This window comes from Streptomyces noursei ATCC 11455 (assembly GCF_001704275.1).
GTDB lineage: Bacteria > Actinomycetota > Actinomycetes > Streptomycetales > Streptomycetaceae > Streptomyces > Streptomyces noursei.
In genome coordinates this window covers 3285461-3309025 of record NZ_CP011533.1, presented here as the reverse complement: position 1 = coordinate 3309025, position 23565 = coordinate 3285461, and the positions used below count along the sequence as shown (strand labels likewise).

The 23565-nt window shown below is 74.7% G+C and carries 24 protein-coding genes and 2 riboswitches; of the genes, 14 read left to right on the top strand and 10 right to left on the bottom strand.

The annotated features are described in order from the left end of the window. The first annotated feature begins 240 nt into the window (after positions 1 to 240). The 7 genes from SNOUR_RS13695 (at position 241) to SNOUR_RS13665 (ending at position 7160) form a co-directional block, all read left to right on the top strand. Positions 241 to 1554, top strand: coding sequence for a L,D-transpeptidase (locus SNOUR_RS13695; RefSeq protein ID WP_067346808.1), 1314 nt, complete (start codon positions 241 to 243; stop codon positions 1552 to 1554). 201 nt (positions 1555 to 1755) lie between these two features. Next, positions 1756 to 2985, top strand: coding sequence for a L,D-transpeptidase (locus SNOUR_RS13690; RefSeq protein WP_067346806.1), 1230 nt, complete (start codon positions 1756 to 1758; stop codon positions 2983 to 2985). A gap of 77 nt (positions 2986 to 3062) precedes the next feature. Further along, entirely contained in the window at positions 3063 to 3830 is a 768-nt protein-coding gene (locus tag SNOUR_RS13685; RefSeq protein WP_039632643.1) for an enoyl-CoA hydratase/isomerase family protein, read from the top strand. Positions 3831 to 4105: 275 nt separating this feature from the next. Next, the gene (locus SNOUR_RS13680) at positions 4106 to 4645 is read left to right on the top strand and encodes an ATP-binding protein (RefSeq protein ID WP_359665497.1); all 540 of its coding nucleotides are present in this window, start codon (positions 4106 to 4108) and stop codon (positions 4643 to 4645) included. Between the two features lie 337 nt (positions 4646 to 4982). Next, entirely contained in the window at positions 4983 to 5447 is a 465-nt protein-coding gene (locus SNOUR_RS13675) for a hypothetical protein (protein WP_159425857.1), read from the top strand. A 64-nt stretch (positions 5448 to 5511) separates the two neighbouring features. Beyond that, a complete protein-coding gene (locus tag SNOUR_RS13670) occupies positions 5512 to 6285 on the top strand; it encodes a DsbA family protein (RefSeq protein WP_067346803.1) in 774 nt (257 codons plus the stop codon). Beyond that, on the top strand, positions 6282 to 7160 hold the full coding sequence (locus SNOUR_RS13665) for a cytochrome c biogenesis CcdA family protein (RefSeq protein ID WP_067346801.1): 879 nt from the start codon (positions 6282 to 6284) through the stop codon (positions 7158 to 7160). Before SNOUR_RS13670 ends, SNOUR_RS13665 begins: the two co-directional genes overlap by 4 nt. A 3-nt stretch (positions 7161 to 7163) precedes the next feature. Here the strand turns inward: SNOUR_RS13665 and SNOUR_RS13660 are convergent, their stop codons facing one another. The 4 genes from SNOUR_RS13660 to SNOUR_RS13645 form a co-directional block, all read right to left on the bottom strand. Continuing rightward, positions 7164 to 7532, bottom strand: a complete 369-nt coding sequence (locus SNOUR_RS13660; RefSeq protein ID WP_067346799.1) for a hypothetical protein — start codon at positions 7530 to 7532, stop codon at positions 7164 to 7166. A 183-nt stretch (positions 7533 to 7715) separates the two neighbouring features. Continuing rightward, positions 7716 to 8546, bottom strand: a complete 831-nt coding sequence (nadE, locus tag SNOUR_RS13655) for an NAD(+) synthase (protein WP_067346798.1) — start codon at positions 8544 to 8546, stop codon at positions 7716 to 7718. Between the two features lie 98 nt (positions 8547 to 8644). Next, the gene (locus tag SNOUR_RS13650) at positions 8645 to 9199 is read right to left on the bottom strand and encodes a glycoside hydrolase family 25 protein (protein ID WP_067346796.1); all 555 of its coding nucleotides are present in this window, start codon (positions 9197 to 9199) and stop codon (positions 8645 to 8647) included. A 216-nt stretch (positions 9200 to 9415) separates the two neighbouring features. Then, positions 9416 to 10705 carry a glycosyltransferase gene (locus SNOUR_RS13645; protein ID WP_067346794.1) on the bottom strand — a complete coding sequence of 430 codons (1290 nt, stop codon included), beginning with the start codon at positions 10703 to 10705 and terminating at the stop codon, positions 9416 to 9418. A gap of 248 nt (positions 10706 to 10953) precedes the next feature. Between SNOUR_RS13645 and SNOUR_RS13640 the strand changes: the two genes are divergently transcribed. Then, positions 10954 to 11700, top strand: coding sequence for a response regulator transcription factor (locus SNOUR_RS13640; RefSeq protein ID WP_067346793.1), 747 nt, complete (start codon positions 10954 to 10956; stop codon positions 11698 to 11700). Position 11701: 1 nt separating this feature from the next. Beyond that, the gene (locus SNOUR_RS13635; protein ID WP_079142614.1) at positions 11702 to 13201 is read left to right on the top strand and encodes a sensor histidine kinase; all 1500 of its coding nucleotides are present in this window, start codon (positions 11702 to 11704) and stop codon (positions 13199 to 13201) included. Between the two features lie 35 nt (positions 13202 to 13236). Here the strand turns inward: SNOUR_RS13635 and SNOUR_RS13630 are convergent, their stop codons facing one another. Together SNOUR_RS13630 and SNOUR_RS13625 are read right to left on the bottom strand one after the other, a co-directional pair. Continuing rightward, complete coding sequence (locus SNOUR_RS13630) at positions 13237 to 14196, bottom strand: M56 family metallopeptidase (RefSeq protein WP_067346791.1); 960 nt, start codon at positions 14194 to 14196, stop codon at positions 13237 to 13239. Continuing rightward, entirely contained in the window at positions 14193 to 14630 is a 438-nt protein-coding gene (locus SNOUR_RS13625) for a BlaI/MecI/CopY family transcriptional regulator (RefSeq protein ID WP_067346789.1), read from the bottom strand. Before SNOUR_RS13625 ends, SNOUR_RS13630 begins: the two co-directional genes overlap by 4 nt. A gap of 115 nt (positions 14631 to 14745) precedes the next feature. Between SNOUR_RS13625 and SNOUR_RS13620 the strand changes: the two genes are divergently transcribed. The 4 genes from SNOUR_RS13620 (at position 14746) to SNOUR_RS13605 (ending at position 17447) form a co-directional block, all read left to right on the top strand. After that, positions 14746 to 15474, top strand: a complete 729-nt coding sequence (locus tag SNOUR_RS13620; RefSeq protein WP_067358269.1) for a DedA family protein — start codon at positions 14746 to 14748, stop codon at positions 15472 to 15474. 105 nt (positions 15475 to 15579) lie between these two features. Then, entirely contained in the window at positions 15580 to 16236 is a 657-nt protein-coding gene (locus SNOUR_RS13615; protein WP_067346787.1) for a phosphatase PAP2 family protein, read from the top strand. Then, on the top strand, positions 16233 to 16997 hold the full coding sequence (locus tag SNOUR_RS13610; protein WP_067346786.1) for a phosphatase PAP2 family protein: 765 nt from the start codon (positions 16233 to 16235) through the stop codon (positions 16995 to 16997). Before SNOUR_RS13615 ends, SNOUR_RS13610 begins: the two co-directional genes overlap by 4 nt. 153 nt (positions 16998 to 17150) lie before the next feature. Continuing rightward, on the top strand, positions 17151 to 17447 hold the full coding sequence (locus SNOUR_RS13605; protein ID WP_039632613.1) for a hypothetical protein: 297 nt from the start codon (positions 17151 to 17153) through the stop codon (positions 17445 to 17447). A 103-nt stretch (positions 17448 to 17550) separates the two neighbouring features. Here SNOUR_RS13605 and SNOUR_RS13600 read toward each other — a convergent pair whose 3' ends face one another. The 4 genes from SNOUR_RS13600 to gcvT all read right to left on the bottom strand — a co-directional run bounded on the left by SNOUR_RS13600 (position 17551) and on the right by gcvT (position 22205). Next, positions 17551 to 18933 (bottom strand): L-serine ammonia-lyase, encoded by a 1383-nt coding sequence (locus SNOUR_RS13600; protein WP_067346784.1) that lies wholly within the window; start codon positions 18931 to 18933, stop codon positions 17551 to 17553. 327 nt (positions 18934 to 19260) lie between these two features. Further along, entirely contained in the window at positions 19261 to 20520 is a 1260-nt protein-coding gene (gene glyA / locus SNOUR_RS13595) for a serine hydroxymethyltransferase (RefSeq protein WP_039632608.1), read from the bottom strand. Positions 20521 to 20586: 66 nt separating this feature from the next. Beyond that, complete coding sequence (gene gcvH, locus SNOUR_RS13590) at positions 20587 to 20964, bottom strand: glycine cleavage system protein GcvH (RefSeq protein WP_039632606.1); 378 nt, start codon at positions 20962 to 20964, stop codon at positions 20587 to 20589. A 122-nt stretch (positions 20965 to 21086) separates the two neighbouring features. Beyond that, positions 21087 to 22205 (bottom strand): glycine cleavage system aminomethyltransferase GcvT, encoded by a 1119-nt coding sequence (gene gcvT / locus SNOUR_RS13585; RefSeq protein WP_067346782.1) that lies wholly within the window; start codon positions 22203 to 22205, stop codon positions 21087 to 21089. A gap of 33 nt (positions 22206 to 22238) precedes the next feature. Beyond that, positions 22239 to 22356, bottom strand: a riboswitch (glycine riboswitch). Beyond that, positions 22357 to 22452, bottom strand: a riboswitch (glycine riboswitch). 277 nt (positions 22453 to 22729) lie between these two features. On the opposite strand from gcvT, the gene SNOUR_RS13580 reads away from it, so the two are divergent. Continuing rightward, entirely contained in the window at positions 22730 to 23518 is a 789-nt protein-coding gene (locus tag SNOUR_RS13580) for an AAA family ATPase (protein WP_376738512.1), read from the top strand. Positions 23519 to 23565: the final 47 nt, after the last annotated feature.

Sequence of the window (23565 nt, the reverse complement as noted above, 5' to 3'; positions counted from 1 at the left end):
CCGCCCGCGGTGCGGTGCACGATGATGCACCGTTGTTCTGCCCGCAACCGGGCGTTGCCTCACGCTTCCCGCTGCCGTGGGCTTCCCGCCCCCGGCTCCCGGGCCGTTTCGGGCGGGCACCCGCCCCCGGCCCGCCGCCCCGCGCCACCCGCGTGCCCCGGCCCGCGGAACGGAGCGTCCATGACATTCCTCTTCGCGGCATACCGACCAACTTGCGAATCATCCGTCACAATCCGGCATATGACCGGCCATCAGTATCACCGACCAGGGGGCGACACCGGCGGCCGCAGCGCGGACCGCGCGCCGGCGGGCGCCCCGGCGGCCCGCCGCGCGCCCTGTAGGACGGCGACGCCCCGGCCGTCCCGTCTGCGCCGCGCCGCCCACGTCCTGCTGATCGCGCTCACCGGTGCGGCGACCCTGGCCGGCTGCGCCGACCGGGACCTCTTCCTCGGCGGCGCGCCGCCCGCCCCCGAGGAGGCGATCCGGATCTTCCCCGGCGACGGCGCCCGCGGCGTACGGGCCAACGGGCGGCTGGAGGTCCGGGTCCCGGAGGGCCGCCTGGAGCGGGTGGAGGTCAACCGCGCCGGCGGCAGTGGCCGCCAGCCGGTCGCCGGCCGGATCTCCCGGGACGGCACGATCTGGCGGCCGGTGACCGACTCCCTCGAACTCGCCTCCCGGTACACCGTCGACGCGGTCGCGGTGGACGGCGCCGGCCGCCGCACCACCCGGCACACCACCTTCAACACCTTCGCGCCCCCGCACCGCCTCATCGGCTTCTACTCGCCGGAGAGCGGCGCCACGGTCGGCACCGGCCTGATCTTCTCGCTGGTCTTCAACCGCCCGGTCCTCGACCGCGCGGCCGTCGAGCGCGCGGTCACCGTCAGCGCCCGTCCCGCCGTCGAGGTCGCCCCCCACTGGTTCGGCCACCGGAGGCTGGACTTCCGGCCCCGGGAGCGCTGGCGGCCGGGCACCCGCCTCACCGTCCAGCTGCGGCTGCGCGAGGTGCGGACCGGACCGGGCGCCTACGGGATCCAGCACAAGACCCTCCACTACCAGGTGGGCCGCGACCAGGTCAGCACCGTCGACGCCGCCCGGCACACGCTGACCGTCCGCCGCGACGGCAAGGTGGTGGCCACCCTGCCGGTCACCGCGGGCAACGCCGAGAACCCCACCTACAACGGGACGATGGTGATCCTGGAGCGCCACGCGGTGACCCGGATGGACGGCGACACCGTCGGCTTCGGCGCCGAGTACGACATCCCGGACGTGCCGCACGCCATGCGGCTGACCCGGTCCGGGACCTTCCTGCACGGCAACTACTGGGCCCGGCGGGAGGTCTTCGGCGGGCTCAACACCAGCCACGGCTGCGTCGGACTGCGGGACATCCGGGGCGGCGGCCCGGACACCCCGGCCGGCTGGCTCTACCGGAACTCGATCGTCGGCGACACCGTGGAGGTCCGCAACTCCCCGGACCGCACGGTCGCCCCCGACAACGGCCTGGGCGGCTGGAACATGCCCTGGGCCGCCTGGCGGGCGGGCAGCGCGCTGAACTGAACCGGCCCCCGCCGGCGCGCCCGCGGAACACCCCCGGGCGCTCGTACGCATGCCCGCGCACCCACCCATCACTCGGGACTAAACGGTGACGTCCAGGGGGAGTTCACTGTCGGTGCGGTGTGGTTATGTAGCGGCACGCACCCGGTCGACGGAGCCCGGGAGCGGGGGACCGGGGGCCGTGCGAGGGGGAAGGGGCCAGTCGTGAACGTCCAGCCGATGGCGGGGGAGCCGGTGCGTCGGAGGCGGGCGCGCCGCGCGGGCGCACCGCTCGCGCTGCTGCTCGCTCCGCTGCTGCTGTTGGTCTCCGCCTGCGGGGGCGACGAGGGGGCCGCGTCGCCCCGGCGGACCGGGGCGGACACCGCCGCCTCGCAGGCCGCCGTGGTGATAGCGCCCCAGGACGGCGCGCGGGAGGTGGCCACCAGCGGCGCCCTGAAGGTGACCGCCCGGAAGGGCACCCTGCGGTCCGTCAAGGTCACCGACGCCAAGGGCAACGCGGTCGACGGGAAGATATCCGGCGACGGCGCCCTGTGGCGGCCCGACAGCCACCTCGGCTCCTCGACGCGGTACACCGTCGACGCGGTGGCGGTGGACGCCCGGGGCCGACAGGCCGCCGAACACGCCACGTTCACCACGCTCGTCCCGAAGAACACCTTCATCGGCCAGTACAGCCCGGAGAACGGCCAGCGGGTGGGCGTCGGGATGCCGGTCTCGATCCGTTTCAGCCGCGGCATCACCCGCCCCCGGGCCGTCGAGAAGGCCATCACGGTCACCGCGCGGCCCGCGGTCCCGATCGCCGGCCACTGGTTCGGCAACGACCGCCTCGACTTCCGCCCCCGTGCGTACTGGGCACCGGGCACCAAGGTCACCCTCCGGCTCGACCTCGACGGCGTCGAGGGCCGCCCGGGCGTCTACGGCACCCAGGCCAAGGAGGTCTCGTTCACCATCGGCCGCAGCCAGGTCAGCACCGTGGACGCCCGGACCAAGCAGATGACCGTCGTCCGCGACGGGAAGACGCTGCGGACCGTGCCGATCACCGCGGGCGCCCCGGGCACCGAGACCTACAACGGCCAGATGGTGATCAGCGAGAAGCACCCGGTGACGCGGATGAACGGCGAGACCGTCGGCTACGGCGGCGAGTACGACATCAAGGACGTCCCGCACGCCATGCGGTTGAGCACCTCCGGCACCTTCATCCACGGCAACTACTGGTCGGGCCGGGACGCGTTCGGCACCCGCAACGCCAGCCACGGCTGCGTCGGCCTCTACGACCAGCGCGGCGGCGGCGACGCCGGGACCCCGGCGGCCTGGTTCTACCGCAACTCGCTGATCGGCGACGTCGTCATCGTCAAGAACTCCCACGACCGCACCATCCAGCCCGACAACGGCTTCGGCGACTGGAACCTCTCCTGGGAGCAGTGGCGGGCCGCATAGGGACCCGCGGTCCGGGGGAGGGGAAGGACGATCGGGGCGGGGCGGCGCGCCGCGTTAACGCGTACTAACCTGCCCGCATGACTGTGCATCTCGAGGTCGCCGACGGCGTCGGCACCATCCGCCTGGACCGCCCGCCGATGAACGCCCTGGACGTCGCCACCCAGGACCGGCTCCGCGAACTGGCCGAGGAGGCCGGCCGCCGCGACGACGTCCGCGCCGTCGTCCTGTGGGGCGGCGAGAAGGTGTTCGCGGCCGGCGCGGACATCAAGGAAATGCAGGCCATGGACCACGCCGCCATGGTCGTCCGGTCCAAGGCCCTGCAGGACTCCTTCACCGCGGTGGCCCGGCTCCCCAAGCCGGTGGTCGCCGCGGTCACCGGCTACGCCCTCGGTGGCGGCTGCGAACTGGCGCTCTGCGCCGACTTCCGGATCGCCGCGGAGAACGCCAAGCTGGGCCAGCCGGAGATCCTGCTCGGCCTGATCCCGGGCGCCGGCGGCACCCAGCGGCTGGCCCGGCTGGTCGGCCCGTCCAAGGCCAAGGACCTGATCTTCACCGGCCGCCACGTCAAGGCCGACGAGGCGCTGGCCATCGGCCTGGTGGACCGCGTGGTCCCCGCCGACGAGGTCTACGCGCAGGCGCACGCCTGGGCGGCGCGGCTGGCGTCCGGGCCGGCGCTGGCGCTGCGGGCCGCCAAGGAATCCGTCGACGCCGGTCTGGAAACCGACATCGACACCGGGTTGACGATCGAACGCAACTGGTTCGCGGGGCTCTTCGCGACCGAGGACCGGGAGATCGGGATGCGCAGCTTCGTCGAGGAAGGGCCCGGCAAGGCCAAGTTCCTCTGAGGTTCATGGTGTTGACGGGGCGTATGGGGTTTGGCCGGTACGGCATGCCTCGTGTGGGCGAATTGCGGAAAACTCCGTTGCGCCTTAATGGAGCCTTATCGGCTACCCTCATCGCCCCGTCGCCCATGGGGAGTTGTCGCAGGTCAGCGCGGTAACGCCACCCTCCGGCTGCCGTTGGCATATGTCCAGGGAGAGGCGTGGAGGCCCTGATTCCGGACAAGGGATTCCGGAGGTTCCGCCCCCCAAGGCGGCGCCGAACGGCCATCATGGAGGGCATGGCGGGCCTCGATGGAATGGAGCAGCCGCGGCCGCGGAACGGTCCGGCCGCGCGCTGGGGGACCCCCGGCGCGGACGGGGAAGCACCCCCGGCTCCCACGGAACCGGCGCCTGCCGCCGCGGTGCCGGCCGGACTCGACCTGGTCGGCGACCCGACCCTGGGCGAGGTCAGGCTGCCCTCCCGCCCGCAGTCCGCGCGCACCGCGCGCCGGCTCACCGCCGCCATCCTCCTCAAGCAGTGGTCCCTCTCGCCGCAGCTCGCCGAGCACTCCGTGCTGCTGGTCTCGGAGTTGGTCGGCAACGCCGTGCGGCACACCGGCGCCCGGACGTTCGGGCTGCGGATACTGCGCCGCCGTGGCTGGATCCGGGTGGAGGTGCGCGACCCCTCGCGCGGCCTGCCGTGCCTGATGCCGGTCCAGCCGATGGACGTCAGCGGCCGGGGTCTCTTCCTCGTCGACAAGCTCTCGGACCGCTGGGGCGTGGACCTGCTGCCGCGCGGCAAGACGACCTGGTTCGAGGTCCGGGTCACCGACCGCTGACCGCGTCCGCGCCCGCCGCCTCGCGTACCGGCCCCGAGGACGGGACTGGGGCCCTCCCGCGGGATGCCGCGGGGTGAGCCCCAGTGCCCGGCCGTCCGCGGGCGGAAGGGGAGGCCCGCGCGACCGGCGGCGACCGGTCCCCGCCGTCGGCCGGGAGTACCTCCCGCGCCGCAGGGCATGGGGGAGGGGCGCCGCGGACGACTATGGCAGGCCGGCCCGCCGTCGACCAAAGGCCGCAAAGCGGAAATGAGTGGATATACCGCCATTGGCGGAGGGGTGCTCCGCAGGTGAGCTCCGCCACCGCGGTCGCCCCGGCGCCGGCAATCCGTAGGATGGGATGTTCGAAGCGACACGGACCGACGGCTACAGGGGAGGGACCATGCACCGGCTGCGCCGCTCGGCGACGCTGACCCTGCTGCTCCTCCTCGCGGTCACCTTCGGCCCGCTGCTCTGCCGGATCGGCGGCGACCAGGCATGGCTCGCCGGTCGTGCGGCGGCCGCGGCCGAGTTCTGGCGGGGCGCCCCCGCGGAGCCGGCCGCCACGTTCGCCGCGCACCCCGCCGCCACCGCCCCCATCGCGGTGGCCGACACCGTCAAGAACTGCTCCGGCCGCCATGCGCCGAGCCCCGGCGAGGCCGCCCCGCTGCCCGCCCCGCACCGCGCCGAGCCGCTCGCCCCGGACGTCACCGCCCCCGGGCCGCTCGCCGCCGACCTGCCGCACCGTTTCGCCCTGGCCCGCCCGCCCACCGGCGCCGCGCCCACCCCGGACCACACCGCGCTCCTGCCCGTACTGCGGATATAGGCCGCCCGGCCACCACCCCGGCCGCCCTGTGTCCCACACCCCTCCGTACGTCAGGAGCTTTCGCATGCCCGCTTCCGCTTCCCCTGCCCGCAAATTCGCCGCCGTCGGCGCGGTCCTCGCGCTCGTGGTGGCGGTGATCGCCATCGCCATCGCGGTCGGCAAGGCCGTCGAGAACGGCCGGGACACCCCGGCCGCCTCCCCCGGCGCCGCCTCCACCGCACCCCAGGAGAACGCCGACCAGCAGAAGCTGTACGACGAGCTGGCCACCCGCACCAGCCGCCGCACCGCCGGCGACCCGCTCGCCGTCGGCAAGCCGGACGCCCCGGTCGTCCTCGTCGAGTACGCCGACTACCAGTGCTCGTTCTGCGGTCGCTTCACCCGTGAGACCCAGCCGGCGCTGGTCAAGAAGTTCGTCGACGCCGGCACCCTGCGCATCGAGTTCCGCAACTTCACCGTCTTCGGCGCCGACTCCGAGCGCGCCGCCCGGGCGTCCTGGGCGGCCGGCCGGCAGGGGAAGTTCTGGCAGCTGCACGACGAGCTCTACGCCAAGACCCGCAAGGGCGACGCGCTCGCCGAGGACAAGCTGGTCGAGATGGCCCGCACCGCCGGCGTGCCGGACCTGGAGAAGTTCCGCACCGACCTCAACGGCCCGGACGCCGCGGCGGCCCTGAAGAAGGACCAGGACGAGGGCTACCAGCTCGGCGTGCAGTCCACCCCGTCCTTCCTGGTCAACGGCCGCCCGATCGCCGGCGCGCAGGAGACCGCGGTCTTCGAGCAGGCCATCGAGCAGGCCGCCGCGGCGGCCGGCAAGCACGGCGGCGCGGGGGCCGGGAAGTGACCGCCGACATCGGATACCTCGCCGCGTTCCTGGGCGGTGCGCTGGCGCTGATCAGCCCGTGCAGCGCCCTGCTGCTCCCGGCGTTCTTCGCCTACTCGCTGGCCAGCCCCGGCCGGCTGCTGGCCCGCACCGGGGTCTTCTACCTCGGGCTGGCCACGACGCTGGTGCCGCTGGGCGCCGCCAGCACGGCCGCCAGCCGGCTCTTCAACGGCCATCGCGACCTGCTGATCGCGATCGGCGGCTGGGTCGTGATCGCGCTCGGCCTGGCGCAGATCCTCGGCCTGGGCTTCGCGTCCCGGCGCGCCCAGGCCGCCGCCGCCAGGATCACCCCGCGCACCGCGCTCTCCACGTTCCTGCTCGGCTGCGTCTACGGCCTGGCCGGCTTCTGCGCCGGTCCGATCCTCGGCGCGGTGCTGACCGTGACCGCGGTCAGCGGCTCCCCGGTCTACGGCGCCTCGATGCTCGCCGTCTACGCGCTGGGCATGGCGCTGCCGCTGTTCCTGCTGGCCCTGCTGTGGGACCGCTTCCGGCTCGGCAGCCGCGGCTGGCTGCGCGGTCGCGAACTCGCCCTCGGCCGGCTGCGACTGCACACCACGTCGCTGATCTCCGGCCTCTTCTTCATCGCCATCGGCGTGCTCTTCCTGCGCTTCAACGGCACCAGCGCGCTGCCCGGGATCCTGGACGCGGACACCGAGGCCCGGCTGGAGGAGTGGGCGGCCCGCCTGGGCAACGGCGTCCCCGACGCGCTGCTGCTCGCGGTGGTCGCGCTGGTCGTCGCCGCGGTGCTGGGCCGGATCGCGCTGCGGCCGGCCCGGAAGCGGGACGCCGCGGAGGAACGCCCCGGCGCCGAGCCCGAGGGCTCGGACCGGACCTAGGGCCTACGCGCTCAGCCGGCGGTGCCAGTCCGGGTGCGGCCGGGGGCGCGGGCGGGTGTACGGGCGGGCGTGCGGAGGGTGCGCGTCCGCCCGGCGCCGGCGGTCGTTGCACAGCAGGCATTTGCCGTAGCCCGGCGGAAGCGGGTCTTCCGGGTCGCCGTGCAGGGGGTCCACCGCACCGTTGGGGTGCAGGGCACAGCCCGTCGGGCCGGTGGTCCGGCCGCCCAGCGAGCTGGCGGCGGTCAGTGCCTGGCGGAGGACGTCGACGAGCTGGTCGGCGTCCCGCCGGGTCGGCGCGGCGCGGAGCGCGGAGGCGAGGTCGGAGGCAGTGGTCAGCGCGGTCTGGAGTTCGTGCAGGCGGGCGTCTCCCATGTCGTGGAGAGTAGGCGGCCCCACTGACAGTTGATCTTCCGATCGCACTTCGTGGCTTCCCATGGCGGCATGCATGCCCGCGCGGGCCCACGTTTTAGCACCGGTCCGGTGACCGCTCCCTGGCCGGAGCATGACCAATGTGTGCCGGGGGCGCGCCCGCGGACGGCCGCGCCCCCGCCCGTCTCAGGGCGCGATCGGCAGCGCCCGCTTGTGGGCGGTGAGGCGGTAGCGCCGGGTGATCGCCTCGAAGGCGGCCTCCTCGACGGGCCGGCCCTCCAGGAAGTCGTCGATCTGGTCGTAGCTGACGCCGAGCGCGTCCTCGTCGGGCTTGCCCGGGTCGAGGGTCTCCAGGTCGGCCGTCGGGACCTTGTGGACCAGCTCGGCCGGGGCACCCAGCGCCTGCGCCACGGCGCGCACCCGGCGCTTGGTCAGCCCGGTCAGCGGGACCACGTCGGCCGCGCCGTCGCCGAACTTGGTGAAGAAGCCGGAGACCGCCTCGGCGGCGTGGTCGGTGCCCACGACCAGGCCGTGCTCGGCGCCGGCCACCGCGTACTGGGCGATCATGCGCTGGCGGGCCTTGATGTTGCCGTGGACGAAGTCCTGGTGGTGGGCGTCCCGGAAGGTCACGCCGCCGGCCACGGCAGCGGCCAGCGCCGCGTCGCTGGCCGGGCGGACGTCGACGGTCAGCAGCCGGTCGGCGCGCAGGAACTCCACCGCCCGCTGTGCGTCCTTCTCGTCCGCCTGCTCGCCGTAGGGCAGCCGCATCGCGTAGAAGGTCGCCTCGTGGCCCTCGGCGCGGGCCCGCTCCACGGCGAGCTGGCAGAGCCGGCCCGCGGTCGTCGAGTCGACCCCGCCGCTGATGCCCAGCACCAGGGAGCGCAGACCCGTCGACGTCAGCTGCGCTGTGAGGAAGGACACCCGGCGCTCGATCTCGTGCGCGGCGTCGAATACCGCGGGCACCTGGAGTTCGCGGGCTATCTCCTGCTGCAGGGCCTTGGCCGCCGGGTCCGTCACGGGTGCTCCTTTTGCGTTTCGTCACGCACTGTTCGCCCGCCGCGCGATCGTGTCACGCGGAGTGTCCGCCAGGCGTGTCCGGATACTGCCGGAGGATTTTATGCGGGATGCGCCCACTTCTTGAGCTCGCCCTTGCTGTCGAATGCCGCGACGTTCTTGTCCAGCGGCGAATCGGTGTACTGGTGGAGCCGCCATTTCGCCTTGATCCGCGGATGCCCGGCGGTGACGTAGTCGGCGATCCACAGCCCGTCCGCGGCATACGACGTGGTGTCGCGGTTCAGCCAGAAATCGCGGTTGCAGTAGAGCAGTACGCGGTGGCTGGGCCGCAGTTTCTTGACCTCCAGGAGGAACTGGTCCTTCTGGGCGTTGCTGGCGTAGGTGCCAGAGCCGGTGGTCTCCCAGTCGGCGGCCAGGAGATCACCCTGGACCGACGCGCATTGCTCCACGAAATAGCGGGCCTGGGCGGCGATGTTCCCCGGCCACAGGAAGTGGTAGAAGCCGACCACGGCACCCGCCTCCCGGGCCCGTGCCGCCTGTGCCGACTGGTGCGGGTTCACATAGGAACGGCCCTCGGTGGCCTTGATGAGAACGAAGTCCAATCCCTTGGCGGAATATCCGGTGTTGTAGGAGCTGACATCTACGCCGTGCAGCATGAGCGGCCTCCTGCCCGTCGGACTTGCGGAATGCGAAGCGTCATCTGCTCGAAGCGGCTGCCGCCCCCTCAGCAGTTCAGCATGTGCACGATCGGAGACGCCAGATCGGCGCGCCGAAGTTCCCTATGGAACAGGCGAGTTGAGTAACGCGCGACGCGCATGGGGCGGGTGGTGCGGGTGGGGTGGCGGTCGTCGGTCCGCCCGCGGCCGGCCGTTTCAGGCCCGCCGGGCCTGCCGGGGCAGCGTCCGCGCCCGGGACCGGGCCAGGCCCAGCGCCCGGCGCACGGACCGGGAACGGCGGGTGGCCCGCAGCTCCTCGACGAGCACCCGGTAGCGCTCGGCGATCGGCTCCGGGCCGTGCCGGCGGGCACTCTCCCGCGCGGCGGCGCCCATCGCCCGGCGGCGCTCCGGGTCCCCGACCAGGTCCAGCAGCGCCCCGGCCAGCGCCCGCCCGTCGTCGCACGGCACCAGCAGTCCGCCCCCGCCGCCCTGGATCAGCTCGGTGGGGCCCGGCGGCCGGCCGGTGCCGACGACCGGGACGCCGCGCCGCATCGCCTCGACCAGGGCCGGACCGGACGCCTCGGCGTCCGAGGCGGAGGCGGCGATCGAGGCCCCGGCGAACTCCGCCCCGTCCGGCATCCGCGGCCCGGCCAGCTCGGCCCGGCCGGTCAGCCCCAGCCCGTCGATCAGGTTCCGCAGCCGGGTGCGTTCCGGGCCCTCGCCGTGGATCCGCAGCCGCCAGTCGGGGTCCTTGGTGCAGACCGCGGAGAACGCCGCCAGCAGGAGGTCGAAGCGCTCGCCGGGGACCAGCCGGCCGGCCGCCACGATGATCCGCGTACCGTCGTCCGCGTCCGCGTCCGCGTCCGCGTCGGTGCCCGTGCCCGCGTCCGTGCCTGCGTCCGCGTCGGTGTCGGTGTCGGTGTCGACGTCCGGCGCGGGGACGACGGCCGGTACCGCAAGCACCCGCACCCCGGGCAGCGGCAGCCCCGCCCGCCAACGGGCCGCCTCCGCCTCGGTGGTGGCCACCAGCGCGTCCAACGCCCGGTAGGGGCGGGCGAGTTCGGCTCGCAGCAGGCCGCTGTGCGTGTCGTACCGCAGCGGCTCCTGGGCGATCCGCAGGGCCCGCCGGGGGCCGAAGCGGGCCAGGTAGACATTGACGCCGCTGCGGGTCCCGATGACTACGTCCGCGTCGCAGCCGCGCAGGAACTCCGCGGCCCGCAGATCGGTCAGCCGGCTGTACTGGTGGTGGTGCCGGTCGGCGATCGGGACGTCCACCGCCGGCTCGCCGAACAGCGGGTGCGCCATGTCGTCGCTGCCCACCCGGGTGTCCACCAGCGGCACCAGCCGCACCCGGGGGTCCACCGCGCACCGCGGGACCTCCCGGTGCCGCAGCATCGAGACCAGCTCGACGTCGTGGTGGTCGGCGAGCGCGGCGGCGAGCGCGAGCGTGCCGCGCAGGGTGGCACCGACGGCATACGCGTTGTGCAGCAGGAGCGTGATCTTCATGCGCCGTCTTCCGGTGATGCGCTGGTTCCGGGTGTCGCGCCCAGGGGCCGTACCCGGGGCGCCGGGCCGTGCGGGTGACCGGCCGGGCCGGTCCCGCGGCCGGTCCCCGCGGGTGGCCCGTCCGGCACCGGCCACCGTGGCGGGACCGGGTAAGCACCGGGCGTGTCCCGGGTGAGAGCGCGGTAAGAAACCGCCCGGCGGCCCGACCGCCTCTCGGTCCTCACAGGGGCCCTTGGCAGACTTGCCGGGTGACCCACTCCGTGCTGCTCGCCGAGGACGACCGCCCCATCCGCACCGCGCTGGAACGCGCCCTGACCCTGGAGGGGTACCGGGTCACCGCCGTCGCCGACGGCATCCAGGCGCTGGCCGCCGCCCACCGCGAGCGGCCGGACGTGATCCTGCTCGACGTGATGATGCCGGGGATCGACGGCCTCCAGGTCTGCCAGGTGCTGCGCGCCGAACAGGACCGCACCCCGGTCCTGATGCTGACCGCCCGGGTCGAGACCGCCGACCGGATCGCCGGCCTGGACGCCGGGGCCGACGACTACGTCGTCAAGCCCTTCGAGGTCGAGGAGGTCTTCGCCCGGATCCGGGCGCTGCTGCGGCGCACCGCGGAGCCACCGGCGCGGGCCGGCGCCGACGGCACCGGGCCCGGCGAGCCCGGCGAGGGACACGACGCCCGGGCGGCGGAGAGCGGCGTGGTCGAGGCGGCCGACCTGCGGATCGACGGCCCCTCCCGGCGCGCCTGGCGGGGCGCGCGCGAGCTGGAGCTGACCCGCACCGAGTTCGAGCTGCTGGAGCTGCTGGTCCGCAACGCCGGCATCGTCCTGGACCACTCGACGATCTACGACCGGATATGGGGCTACGACTTCGGACCCGGCTCCAAGAACCTCGCGGTCTACGTCGGCTATCTGCGGCGGAAGGTCGACGTGCCGGGCAGCCGGCCGCTGATCCACACGGTGCGCGGCGTCGGTTACGTCCTCCGGGAGGACTGAGGTGCCCAGGGGCCGTGGCCTGCTCGCCCGGCTGCCGGTGGCCCGGTGGGCCGCCCGGTGGCTGCCGGCCCGGCTGTGCGCCCGTGCACCGGCCAGTCTGCGCACCTCCTTCGCGCTGGCCTTCGCCGCCGGCGCCGCCGGGGTGACCGTCCTGGTCGGCTTCCTCAGCTACGACTCGGCCGCCCGGCTGGTGCGGCTGGACGAGAAGTCGGTCTTCACCGAGGTCGTCCGGGACCTGCGGGCCCAGGTGCGGGAGCGTCCCTACAGCCCCTCCGACTACACCGCCGTCCCCGACCCCGGCGGGCCGCGCGACGAACTGGCCGGCGCCAGCCGCACCGCCGTCCAGGTGCTGGCCGCCGGCGGGCGGATCGTCGGTGCCGGGCACCCCGTGCTGCCGGCCGGGGACCGCGAACGGCGGGTGGCCGCCCGGCGGGACGCCGGAGGCTACGAGGAGCGGGTGGTCGTCCTCGGCGACGCGGAGTACCACGTGGCCACCGTGGCGCTCGGCGGCGGGCGCGGCGCCGTCCAGGTCGCCCGGAAGCTCAGCGGCACCGAGGACCTGCTCTCCGCGCTCCAGCAGCGCACCGTGCTGCTGGCCGCCGCGGTGATCGCGCTGGCCGGAGCCGTCGGCTGGTGGCTGGCGCGACGGATCACCGGGCGGCTGGTCCGGTTGACCACGGCCGCCGAGAGCGTCGCCGCGCACGGCCGGGTGGACGTCGTGGTGCCGGTCGCGGGCCGGGACGAGGTCGCCCGGCTCGGCCGGGCCTTCGACGACATGCTGGGCCGGCTGACCGCCGCGGTGCGCGACCAGCAGCGGCTCGTCCAGGACGCCGGGCACGAGCTGCGCACCCCGCTGACCTCGCTGCGGACCAACATCTCGCTGCTCAAGCGCTTCGAGGAGCTGCCGCCGGACGCCCGCGGGGAGCTGCTCGCCGACCTGGCCGGCGAGGCCCGCGAACTGACCGACCTGGTCAACGAACTGGTCGCGCTGGCGGCCGGGCAGCGCGACGACGACCCGCCGTCGGACGTCCCCCTGGCCGAGGTCGCCGACCGCGCGGCGGCCGCGGCCCGCCGCCGCACCGGCCGCGAGATCATCGTGCGGGCCGTCCGCCCGGCGGTCGTCGAGGGCCGCCCGGCCGCCCTGCAGCGGGCGGTCAGCAACCTCCTGGAGAACGCCGCGAAGTTCGACGCCGACGGCACCGCGCCCATCGAGGTCGTGGTCACCGGCGCCCGCGTCGAGGTCCTCGACCGCGGCCCGGGCATCGCCGACTGCGACCTCCCCTACGTCTTCGACCGCTTCTACCGCGCCCCGGCCGCCCGCGGCCTGCCCGGCTCGGGGCTGGGCCTGGCCATCGTGCGGGAGATCGCGGCGGCGTACGGCGGCCGGGCCTTCGCCGCCGCCCGCCCCGGCGGCGGTGCCCGGCTGGGCTTCACGGTGGGCGACGACGACCCGGACCGGCCGCCCCACGGAACGGCCGAGGACGCCGTCGGGGCGGTATGACACCCGCCGGCGCCCCGAGGGGGCGCCCCGACGCCCTAACGGCCCGGCTGCTCCCCCTGGGCCGTCTCCACGGTCTGGTGGAGATCGGCCGCGGCGTCCGCCGCGCCCGCCGCGGAGAAGGCGACGCAGGCCAGCAGGGCGGCGGCTATCAGCCGGCGGCCACCCGGCAGGGACCGGCCGCGCGGGCGGTCCGCCGCGCGGTCGGAGCCCAGCAGGGCGGCGACCCGGCGGGGGACCGGGCCGGTCGTGGCGGCCGCCGCGGCGCTTGGGCGGGGCGCCGCGGCGTGCGTGCGGGCGGCCAGCGCCGCGCGGCCGATGGCCCGGGCGGTGACCTGCCGGTCGCCCACCCGGGCGGCGGCGGACTCGTCGGCCCAGCGCTCCAGCGCGTACGCCAGCGGGGACCGCAGCTCGCGCAGCAGCGGGTGGCAGACCGCGGCCAGCTCGGCGGCCAGCAGGAAGAGGTGGTGGCGGCCCGCGAGGTGGGCGCGCTCGTGGGCGAACAGGGCCTCGCGCTCGGCGGGCGGCAGCGCCCGCAGCATCCCCGCGGTGACCACCACCCTCCCCGGCCGGCCCGGGAGGGCGTAGGCGTCGGGCGCCGACTCCGGCAGGACGCACAGGTCGCCGGCGAGGCCGTGGGCGTCGGCGGCACGCCGGGCGGCGCGCAGCTCGGCGCGGTGCCGCAGGGCGCGGCGGGCGACCGCGAACGCGCAGCAGGCCAGCAGCGCCCCGGCGACCGGGGCGGCCGGGACCGTCACCACCGCGTCGCCGCCCGGCAGCGCCCGCTCCAGGTGGCCGAAGGCGGCCACCGGCGGCAGCCGCAGCGCCCCGGCGACCGTGAGCAGCCCCAGCGCCGCGGCCGTGCAGGCGGCCAGCGCGGCGGCGCACCCCGCCAGCAGCCAGGCCGCGGCGCGCGGCGGCAGCGACCCGGCGAGCCGGCGGGCGGTCGGCACCGCCAGCAGCGGCATCACCAGCGGGAGCCAGACGGCGAAGATCATGGCGTGGTCCCGGTCCAGGGGGACCGGCCGTCGACCGTGCCCGCCGCTCCCTGGGTGCCCGCCGGGTCCGCCTCGTCCAGCAGCGAGCGGAGCAGTTGCTCGTCCTCGCTGGTCAGCTCCGAGACGAAGCGGGCGAGCGCGGTGGTGCGGTCGTCCTGTTTGTCCAGCTCGCTGCGCATCCGTCGGGCGGTCAGGCCGGCGGAGTCGTGTATCGGCGAGTAGGCGAAGCCGCGGCCGGCCCGGGAGCGGGACACCGCGCCCTTGTCGTGCAGCCGGCTGAGGATGGTGGTGACGGTCGTCCGGGCGAGCCGGCCGCCCAGTTCGCCCTGCACCTCGGCAGGGGTCAGCGGTCCGTCGGCCGCCCACAGGGCCGCCAGCACGCTCGCCTCCAGCTCGCCGGCCGGGCGACGAGCCGCGGGTGATGTCTCCGACATGGAACGCCCTCCACCATTCCTTCGTCTACAGTTCCGTAGACCGTCTACTGGGCTGTAGACGGTCGGGTCGGCCCGCCGGGCGGACCCGGAACCCATTATGGGAGGGGCCACCGACATGGCCGTAGCGTCCGCGGCACTGCACGCCAGCGGCACCGTCACCCAGGCGGTCAACGTCCTCGACGCCGGCTCCCTGCTCGCCGCCTTCGGCGCGCTCGGCGTCGCCGTCGTCCTGTTCGCCGAGACCGGCCTCCTGGTCGGCTTCTTCCTGCCCGGCGACTCCCTGCTGTTCACCGCCGGCCTGCTGTGCGCGCCCGGCGTCGGCGGCGCCGTCCACCTCTCGCTGCCCCAGGTCCTGCCGGCCGCGGTCGTCGGCACCCTCATCGGCTCCCAGACCGGCTACTGGATCGGCCGGCGCGGCGGTCGCGCGCTGCTCGCCCGGGGCCGCTCCCGCAAGCTCCAGGAGGGCGCCGCCCGCGCCGAGGAGTACCTGGCGCGCTACGGCCACGCCAAGGCGATCGTGCTGGCCCGCTTCGTGCCCGTCGTCCGCACCGTGCTCAACCCGCTCGCCGGCGCCCTGAACGTGCCCGGCCGCACCTTCACCCTCTGGCAGGCCACCGGTGGCCTGATCTGGACCCTCGGTCTCACCCTCGCCGGATACGCCCTCGGCGCCTCGGTGCCCAACGTCGACCGGTACCTGCTCCCGGTGGTCGCCCTGGTGATCCTGGTCTCGCTTGCCCCGATCGCCCTGGAAGTGCTCCGTTCCCGCAAGCGGGGCGGGTCCGGCGGGCCGGAAACGGCGGCCACCGATGCGACGGATCACGCCACCGCGCCACCGGCACCCTGAACGACCCGGCACACTTGCTGGTGCACACGGGCGGCCGGCGCACCACCAGGGCCGCCCGGCACCAGTCCATGCACCACGCACCGATCCGCCAAGGAGAAAAGCCCAGTGACCGACCTCGCCTTCGGCGGAGCCTCGATCGACGGCGGCCTGTACACCTCTGTGACCGGCTTCGCCCAGCAGATGCCGAGCTTCCTCAATTCCCTGGTCTCCTACTGGACCGACCTCGGACTGGGGGTGTTCGCGCTGCTGATGCTGGCCGGCTGGTGGCGCGCCCGACAGCGGCTCGGCGGCAGCACCCGCCGCCGACTGACCCCGGGGGAGGGGCGGCACGCGGCTCCCGTGACGATGGCGATGGCGCTGGCCGTCCCGGTCGTCGTGGTCCTGGCCTACGTGGCCAACGACGTGGTCAAGAGCTTCTTCCACGAGCAGCGCCCCTGCCAGACCCTCCATGTCGTCACCGTCGAGCCGTGCCCCGGGCTCGGCGACTGGTCCTTCCCCAGCAACCACTCGGCCATCGCCGCCTCCGCGGCCATCGCCCTGCTCCTGCTGGACCGTCGGCTCGGCGCCATCGCCGTCCCGGCCGCGCTCCTGATGGGCGCCTCCCGGGTCTGGGTCGGCGCCCACTACCCGCACGACGTCGTGGTCGGCCTGGTCGTCGGCACCCTGGTCGCCGCGGTCCTCATGCCGCTCGCCCGCCGCGCCGCACCGCTCGTCGAACGCCTTCGGGAGACCCCGCTGCGCCCGCTGGTCGCCGCGCGGTGACGCCCTCGGGGGCGCCGTCGGCACCGGTCCCCGGTCCTCGACGCGACGGCGCGCGCTCGGCCCCCGGCCGCGGCCCGCGCCTCGGTGCGCCCCCGAGCCGCCTGGTCGCCACCGCGACCCTGTGCGCCGTCCTCTTCGCCGCCGCGGCCGTCACCGTGGCTGTGCGGCACGGCGCCCCGCTCGCCCCCGAACGAGCCGCCCTCCACTGGTCCACCGCCCACCGCGGGGAGCCGCTGCGCTCCCTGGCCGGCGCCCTGACCACCACCGGCACCGGCGTCGTCCCCTATCTGATGGCGCTCCTCGCCGGCCTCCTGGCCGGCCGCGACACCTCCGGCCGGATCCGCGCGGCGGCCTGCGCGGTGCTCGTCCTCGCCGCCGGTCAGGCCGTCCGCTACGGTCTGATGGCTCTGCTCGCCCGGCCCCGCCCGCCGCTCGCCGACTGGGCCGCCCAGGCTTCCGGCCACTCCTTCCCCTCCGGACACGCCACCATCTCCGCCCTGGCCGCCGGCCTCCTGGCCTGGGGCGTCCTGCACCGCACCCGTCCCGGCACCGGCCGCCCCTGGTGCGCCCTGCTCGCCCTGTGGGCCGTCGGCGTCGGCCTCACCCGCGTCTACCTGGGCGTCCACTGGGCCGGCGACGTCCTGGCCGGCTGGCTGCTGGCCGCCGCCCTGCTCTCGCTCGCCCTGCTCCTCGACCCCCGCGCCGTCCCCCGTCCGCGTCCACCGGCCGCCGTCGAACCTCCCCCCAGCGCTTGGCCATGATTGGCTGACGAACGCCCCAGGTCTTCGCCAAGGCCGCATGGACCCCCACCGCGGCGAGCACCACTGTCCTGGGCACCGGTGGCGCCTGTCAGCGCCCGACCGCCACCGGCGCCGCGTCCGCACCCGCACCGACGCAGCACCAGGGGGACCGCAATGAACCAGCCGACGAGCGCCCCGCCCACCACCCGCCCGACCCTCCCGGCCGCCGCCCGCCGCCGCTGCCCCGCCGCCGCGGCCGCCGACCCCACCCCGTGCGACGGCCCGCCCGACGCCGCCACCCTCATCGACCGCCACGGTCGGGAGACGGCCGGCTGCGTCCAGCACTGCGCCCGACGCCTCCCCGGCCTCGACGGCGCCCGCGTCCACCCGTTCGTCCCCGCCGCCCGGGCCCTGGACATCTACTTCCGGGCCAGTGAACTCCCGCCGTTCGCCTGGGAGATAGGCCGCTAGGGCGCTTCTTCCGCGCACCGGCTCCGGCCCACGAAAACCGCCCCGGGCGCCGCCGGGACGAGGTCTCGGCGGCGCCCGGGGCGTGGCACGGGGGGTGCGGGTATCAGCACTCGATGATGTTCACCGCGAGGCCGCCGCGGGCGGTCTCCTTGTACTTGACGCTCATGTCGGCGCCGGTCTCCTTCATGGTCTTGATGACCTTGTCGAGGGAGACGTGGTGGCGGCCGTCGCCGCGCAGCGACATCCGGGCGGCGGTGACGGCCTTCACGGCGGCCATGCCGTTGCGCTCGATGCACGGGATCTGGACGAGGCCGCCGACCGGGTCGCAGGTCAGGCCGAGGTTGTGCTCCATGCCGATCTCGGCGGCGTTCTCGACCTGCTCGGGGCTGCCGCCGAGGACCTCGGCGAGGCCGCCGGCGGCCATCGAGCAGGCGGAGCCGACCTCGCCCTGGCAGCCGACCTCGGCGCCGGAGATCGAGGCGTTCTCCTTGAAGAGCATGCCGATGGCGCCGGCCGCGAGCAGGAAGCGGACCACGCCGTCCTCGTCGGCGCCCGGGACGAAGTTGACGTAGTAGTGCAGGACGGCGGGGATGATGCCGGCCGCGCCGTTGGTGGGGGCGGTCACCACCCGGCCGCCGGCGGCGTTCTCCTCGTTGACGGCCATGGCGTAGAGGGTGACCCACTCCATGGCGCGGGCCGGTGCGTCGCCCTCGGCGCGCAGCGCGCGGGCGGCGTTGGCGGCGCGGCGGCGGACCTTCAGGCCGCCGGGCAGGATGCCCTCGCGGGACATGCCGCGGGTGACGCAGCCCTGCATGACCTGCCAGATCTCCAGCAGGCCGGTGCGGATCTCGTCCTCCGTGCGCCACGCCTTCTCGTTCTCCAGCATCAGGGCGGAGATCGACAGGCCGGTCTCCCGGGAGAGCCGCAGCAGCTCGTCGCCGGTGCGGAAGGGGTACGTCAGGACGGTGTCGTCGAGCTTGATCCGGTCCTCGCCGACCGCGTCCTCGTCGACGACGAAGCCGCCGCCCACCGAGTAGTAGGTCTTCTCCAGGAGGGGGGCGCCCGCCGCGTCGTAGGCGAAGAGGGTCATGCCGTTGGCGTGGTACGGCAGGGACCGGCGGCGGTGCAGGATCAGCTGGGTGGACTCGTCGAAGTCGATCTCGTGCGCGGTGCCTATCTCGGCGCCGAGGAGGCGCAGCCGGCCGCTGGTGCGGATGCGGGTCACCTCGTCGTCGGCGGTCTCGACGTCGACGGTGCGCGGCGAGTGGCCCTCCAGGCCGAGCAGCACGGCCTTGGGGGTGCCGTGGCCGTGGCCGGTGGCGCCCAGCGAGCCGAAGAGCTCGGCGCGTACGGAGACCGTCTGGGCGAGCAGACCGTCCTTCTTGAGCCGGCCGGCGAACATCCGGGCGGCGCGCATGGGGCCGACGGTGTGGGAGCTGGACGGGCCGATGCCGATGGAGAAGAGGTCGAAGACGGAGATGGCCACGGGGGCTGACTCCCTTGTCTGCTCGTGGTGGACGGTGGAGCACATCGGGGCAGGAATGGGGTGTTTTCCGGCCCGACTGTCGAGCGTAACCCGCTCGCGGGGGATTGCCGCCGGACGGGAGGCGGCGGGCGGGATAAGGGGAGGTGAAGCCGGACGGATCCGGACGGAGCCGGACGGAGGGCGCCGGTGCGCGCGGAGGGTGTCCGGGGCGGGGAAAAGGGGGTGCGACCGCCGGTCGGGCCGGGGCTCGTCGGGGCGGCGGCGGGCCGGCGGACCGGTCCGCCGCCGCTGGTCACCGGGGGCCGTGGCGCCCCGGTGACCGACCCGTCACAGCGACGGGTACAGCGGGTACTTCTCCGCCAGGGCGGTGACCCGGGCCTTGAGCGCCTCGCGGTCGTAGCTGGGCTTGAGCGCCTCGGCGATGATGTCGGCGACCTCGCGGAAGTCCTCGGCCTGGAAGCCGCGGGTGGCCAGGGCCGGGGTGCCGATCCGCAGGCCGGAGGTGACCATCGGGGGCCGCGGGTCGTTCGGGATGGCGTTGCGGTTGACGGTGATGCCGACCTCGTGGAGGCGGTCCTCGGCCTGCTGGCCGTCGAGAGCCGAGTCCCGCAGGTCGACCAGGACGAGGTGGACGTCGGTGCCGCCGGAGAGCACCGAGACGCCGTGCTCCTTGACGTCGTCCTGGATCAGGCGCTCGGCCAGGATCCTGGCGCCCTCCAGGGTCCGCTGCTGGCGCTCCTTGAACTCCTCCGACGCGGCGACCTTGAAGGACACCGCCTTGGCGGCGATCACGTGCTCCAGCGGACCGCCCTGCTGCCCCGGGAAGACCGCGGAGTTGATCTTCTTGGCCAGCTCGGCGGTGGAGAGGATCACACCGCCGCGGGGGCCGCCCAGCGTCTTGTGCGTGGTCGTGGTCACGACGTGGGCGTGCGGCACGGGGGAGGGGTGCAGCCCCGCGGCCACCAGGCCGGCGAAGTGCGCCATGTCGACCATCAGGTACGCGCCGACCTCGTCCGCGATCCGGCGGAAGGCGGCGAAGTCGAGCTGGCGCGGGTAGGCGGACCAGCCGGCGACGATCAGCTTGGGGCGGTGCTCCTTGGCGAGGCGCTCGACCTCCTCCATGTCGACCAGGTTGGTCTTCTCGTCGACGTGGTAGGGCACCACGTTGTAGAGCTTGCCGGAGAAGTTGATCTTCATGCCGTGGGTCAGGTGCCCACCGTGGGCGAGGTTCAGACCCAGGATGGTGTCGCCCGGCTTGATCAGCGCGAACATCGCGGCGGCGTTGGCCTGCGCGCCGGAGTGCGGCTGGACGTTGGCGGCCTCGGCGCCGAAGAGCGCCTTGATCCGGTCGATGGCGATCTGCTCGACGACGTCGACGTGCTCACAGCCGCCGTAGTAGCGGCGGCCCGGGTAGCCCTCGGCGTACTTGTTGGTCAGGACCGAGCCCTGGGCCTCCATGACGGCGACCGGGGCGAAGTTCTCCGACGCGATCATTTCGAGGGTGGACTGCTGACGGTGCAGCTCGGCGTCGACGGCGGCGGCGACGTCGGGGTCGAGCTCGTGCAGGGAGCTGTTCAGAAGCGACATGGGACTTCCTGGAGAGAGGGGGAGCGGGCGGGGCGCCGCGGCCCCGCCCGTGCGGTGGCGGGAGGGTCAGCCGGCGGCGAAGGCGGTGTACTCGTCGGCCGTGAGCAGGTCCTCCGGCTCGCCGCTGATCTTGACCTTGAACAGCCAACCGCCCTCGAACGGGGCGGAGTTCACCAGCGAGGGGTCGGCGACGACGTCCTCGTTGACCTCGGTGATCTCGCCGTCCACCGGCGAGTAGAGGTCGCTGACCGACTTGGTCGACTCCAGCTCGCCGCAGGACTCGCCCGCGGTGACGGTGGCCCCGACCTCGGGGAGCTGCACGAAGACGACGTCGCCGAGCGCGTTCGCCGCGTGCTCGGTGATGCCGACCGTCGAGACGCCGCCCTCGGCGTCCGACAGCCACTCGTGCTCCTTGCTGTAGCGCAGCTGCTGGGGGTTGTCCATGGCTCGATTCTCCTGTACGCGGGGGTGTGATCGTGAATGGGGTCTTGCCCAGTGAGACACGTCGTGCCGGACGCAACGGCGCAGGTCCGCGACGGGCACCGCGGACTCGCCGGCGCCGTCGGCTACTTCTGCCGCTTGTAGAAGGGCAGCGCGACGACCTCGTACGGCTCGTGCGTGCCGCGGATGTCCACCCGGACGCCCTCCGCGCCCGGCGCGGCGTACTCGGCGTCGACGTACGCCATGGCGATCGGCTTGCCGAGGGTCGGGGAGGGCGCCCCCGAGGTGACCTCGCCGATCACCGTGCCGTCGGCGGCGACGACCGGGTAGCCGGCGCGCGGCACCCGGCGCCCCTCGGCGACCAGACCCACCAGCTTGCGCGGCGGGTTCTGCTCGGCGCGCTCCGCGGCCCCTTCAAGCGCCGCGCGCCCGACGAAGTCGCCCTCCTTCTCGAACTTCACGACCCGGCCCAGGCCCGCGTCGAAGGGGGTGAGCGCGGTCGTCAGCTCGTGCCCGTACAGCGGCATACCCGCCTCCAGGCGCAGGGTGTCGCGGCAGGACAGTCCGCACGGGACCAGTCCGACGTCCCGGCCCGCCTCGGTCAGCGCCTCCCACACCGCGACCGCGTCGGCCGGCCGGACGAACAGCTCGAAGCCGTCCTCGCCGGTGTACCCGGTCCGGGCGATCAGCGCCTGCACGCCGGCGACCGTGCCGGGCAGGCCGGCGTAGTACTTCAGCCCGTCCAGGTCGGCGTCGGTGAGCTTCTTGAGGATGCCGGGGGACTCCGGGCCCTGCACCGCGACCAGCGCATAGGCGTCCCGGTCGTCGCGGACCGCGGCGTCGAAGCCCGCCTGCCGCGCGGCCAGCGCGTCCAGCACCACCTGGGCGTTGGAGGCGTTGGCGACGACCATGAACTCCCGCTCGTCGAGGCGGTAGACGATCAGGTCGTCGAGGATGCCGCCGTCGGCGGCGCAGATCATCGTGTAGCGGGCCCGCCCGACCTTCAGGGCGCCGATGTTGCCGACCAGCGCGTGGTCCAGCAGCGCGCCGGCCTGCGGACCGGTGACGGTGATCTCGCCCATGTGGGAGAGGTCGAACAGGCCGGCACGGGTGCGGACCGCGACATGCTCCTCGCGTTCGCTGCTGTAGCGCAGCGGCATGTCCCAGCCGGCGAAGTCGGTCATGGTCGCGCCGAGCGCGCGGTGCGTGGCATCCAGCGCGGTACGGCGGGGGGCTTCAGTCATCGTTCCGGGCTCCCAGGCATGGGTGACAAGACGGTCTCCCCATCTGTCATCGGAACCTGAGAGGTTCACCGGGAGCCCACGAACGGGCCCGGTTTGCACCTTGGGTGGAGCCGCCCCTTCAGCCAGGCAGTGGCTCGCTTTTCAGATCTGCCTCGCCCGCGCGGTATAGGGGCCTGAGAGATTCAAGGGAGGACTTGCTCCTTCGGCGCCCCGCCGTGGCGGCCGGGGACTCTCCCGCGCGGATTCAAGCGGCCGGTATGGAGTTGGGCTGGCTGTTGCACGAGTGACCTTCCGGTGTGCCCGTGGCGGCCACATCATTACACGGGATCGCCGGATACAGGAGCCCCGGCCGGCATCCCGTCCCCGCCCACCCGCACCGCGGCCCGGATCCGGGACCCGCCCGCGGACCGCCGGATCCGGTGGCGCCGGACGCCGTCGCCTTGCTGCCCATTACCTTTTCTTGACACTCTGCGGGCAGGTCGGGTCCCGAACCCGGCCTGAGCCGACGGGGAGGGGCGATCACGGTGCACAGCGAAGCGGCATACGCGACGACGGCGGGGACGGCACCCGGGCCCGCGCCCGAGCCCGCGCCTGCCGGGCCCCGGGCGGCGCGCCGCCCGCGCCCCACCGCCCGCCCCGACCGGGTCCGGATCACCGACCTCCGCGACGGCGCCCGCGCCCCCCGCACCGCGCTCCGCTTCGCACCCGGCGATCTGATCGTGGTCTCCGGCCTGCCCGGCAGCGGCAAGAGCACCCTGATGCAGCGGGTGCTGCCGACGCTCGACGGCCGCGGTGACCCGGTGTACCGCATCGACTCCCAGGACAGCCGGGAGCGTTGGGAGCGGGGCCGGCTGCGGCACCTGCCGTACGCGCTCTACCGCCCGCTGGTCCGGGCCGCGCACTATCGCGCCCTGCGCCGGGCGCTGCGCTCCGGCGGCAGCGTGGTGGTGCACGACTGCGGGACGCTGGCGTGGGTGCGCCGTTGGCTCGTCCGGACGGCCCGGCGCGACGGCCGGGGCCTGCACCTGGTGCTGCTCGACGTGCCGCCCGGGACGGCGCTGGGCGGCCAACGGGCGCGCGGCCGCGGGGTGTCGCGGTACGCCTTCGCCCGGCACCGCCGGGCGGTGCGCCGGCTGGTCGCCCGCGCCGAGGAGGCCCGGCTGCCCGCGGGCTTCCGCTCCGCGGTGCTGCTGGACCGGTCCGCCGCCGGGGTCCTGGAGCGCGTCACGTTCACCGCCCGCGTCCGCCCCGCTGGTGCGCCCGCCGCGGACGCCACCGGCTACGGGGAACGGCCCTCGGGGACCGTCCGGTAGATCAGGGCGGGGCCCGGTCCGCCGGAGGGGCCCGGGCCCGTTAGGGT

Coding starts and splice junctions, on each gene's coding strand:
- SNOUR_RS13630 (WP_067346791.1), bottom strand. CDS start 14,196: ATGATCTTCGCCGTCTGGCTCCCGCTGGTGATGCCGCTGCTGGCGGTG.
- SNOUR_RS13675 (WP_159425857.1), top strand. CDS start 4,983: ATGTTCGAAGCGACACGGACCGACGGCTACAGGGGAGGGACCATGCAC.
- gcvT (WP_067346782.1), bottom strand. CDS start 22,205: ATGACTGAAGCCCCCCGCCGTACCGCGCTGGATGCCACGCACCGCGCG.
- SNOUR_RS13625 (WP_067346789.1), bottom strand. CDS start 14,630: ATGTCGGAGACATCACCCGCGGCTCGTCGCCCGGCCGGCGAGCTGGAG.
- SNOUR_RS13650 (WP_067346796.1), bottom strand. CDS start 9,199: ATGCTGCACGGCGTAGATGTCAGCTCCTACAACACCGGATATTCCGCC.
- SNOUR_RS13680 (WP_359665497.1), top strand. CDS start 4,106: ATGGCGGGCCTCGATGGAATGGAGCAGCCGCGGCCGCGGAACGGTCCG.
- SNOUR_RS13645 (WP_067346794.1), bottom strand. CDS start 10,705: ATGAAGATCACGCTCCTGCTGCACAACGCGTATGCCGTCGGTGCCACC.
- SNOUR_RS13685 (WP_039632643.1), top strand. CDS start 3,063: ATGACTGTGCATCTCGAGGTCGCCGACGGCGTCGGCACCATCCGCCTG.
- glyA (WP_039632608.1), bottom strand. CDS start 20,520: ATGTCGCTTCTGAACAGCTCCCTGCACGAGCTCGACCCCGACGTCGCC.
- SNOUR_RS13605 (WP_039632613.1), top strand. CDS start 17,151: ATGAACCAGCCGACGAGCGCCCCGCCCACCACCCGCCCGACCCTCCCG.
- SNOUR_RS13695 (WP_067346808.1), top strand. CDS start 241: ATGACCGGCCATCAGTATCACCGACCAGGGGGCGACACCGGCGGCCGC.
- SNOUR_RS13670 (WP_067346803.1), top strand. CDS start 5,512: ATGCCCGCTTCCGCTTCCCCTGCCCGCAAATTCGCCGCCGTCGGCGCG.
- SNOUR_RS13620 (WP_067358269.1), top strand. CDS start 14,746: ATGGCCGTAGCGTCCGCGGCACTGCACGCCAGCGGCACCGTCACCCAG.
- SNOUR_RS13660 (WP_067346799.1), bottom strand. CDS start 7,532: ATGGGAGACGCCCGCCTGCACGAACTCCAGACCGCGCTGACCACTGCC.
- gcvH (WP_039632606.1), bottom strand. CDS start 20,964: ATGGACAACCCCCAGCAGCTGCGCTACAGCAAGGAGCACGAGTGGCTG.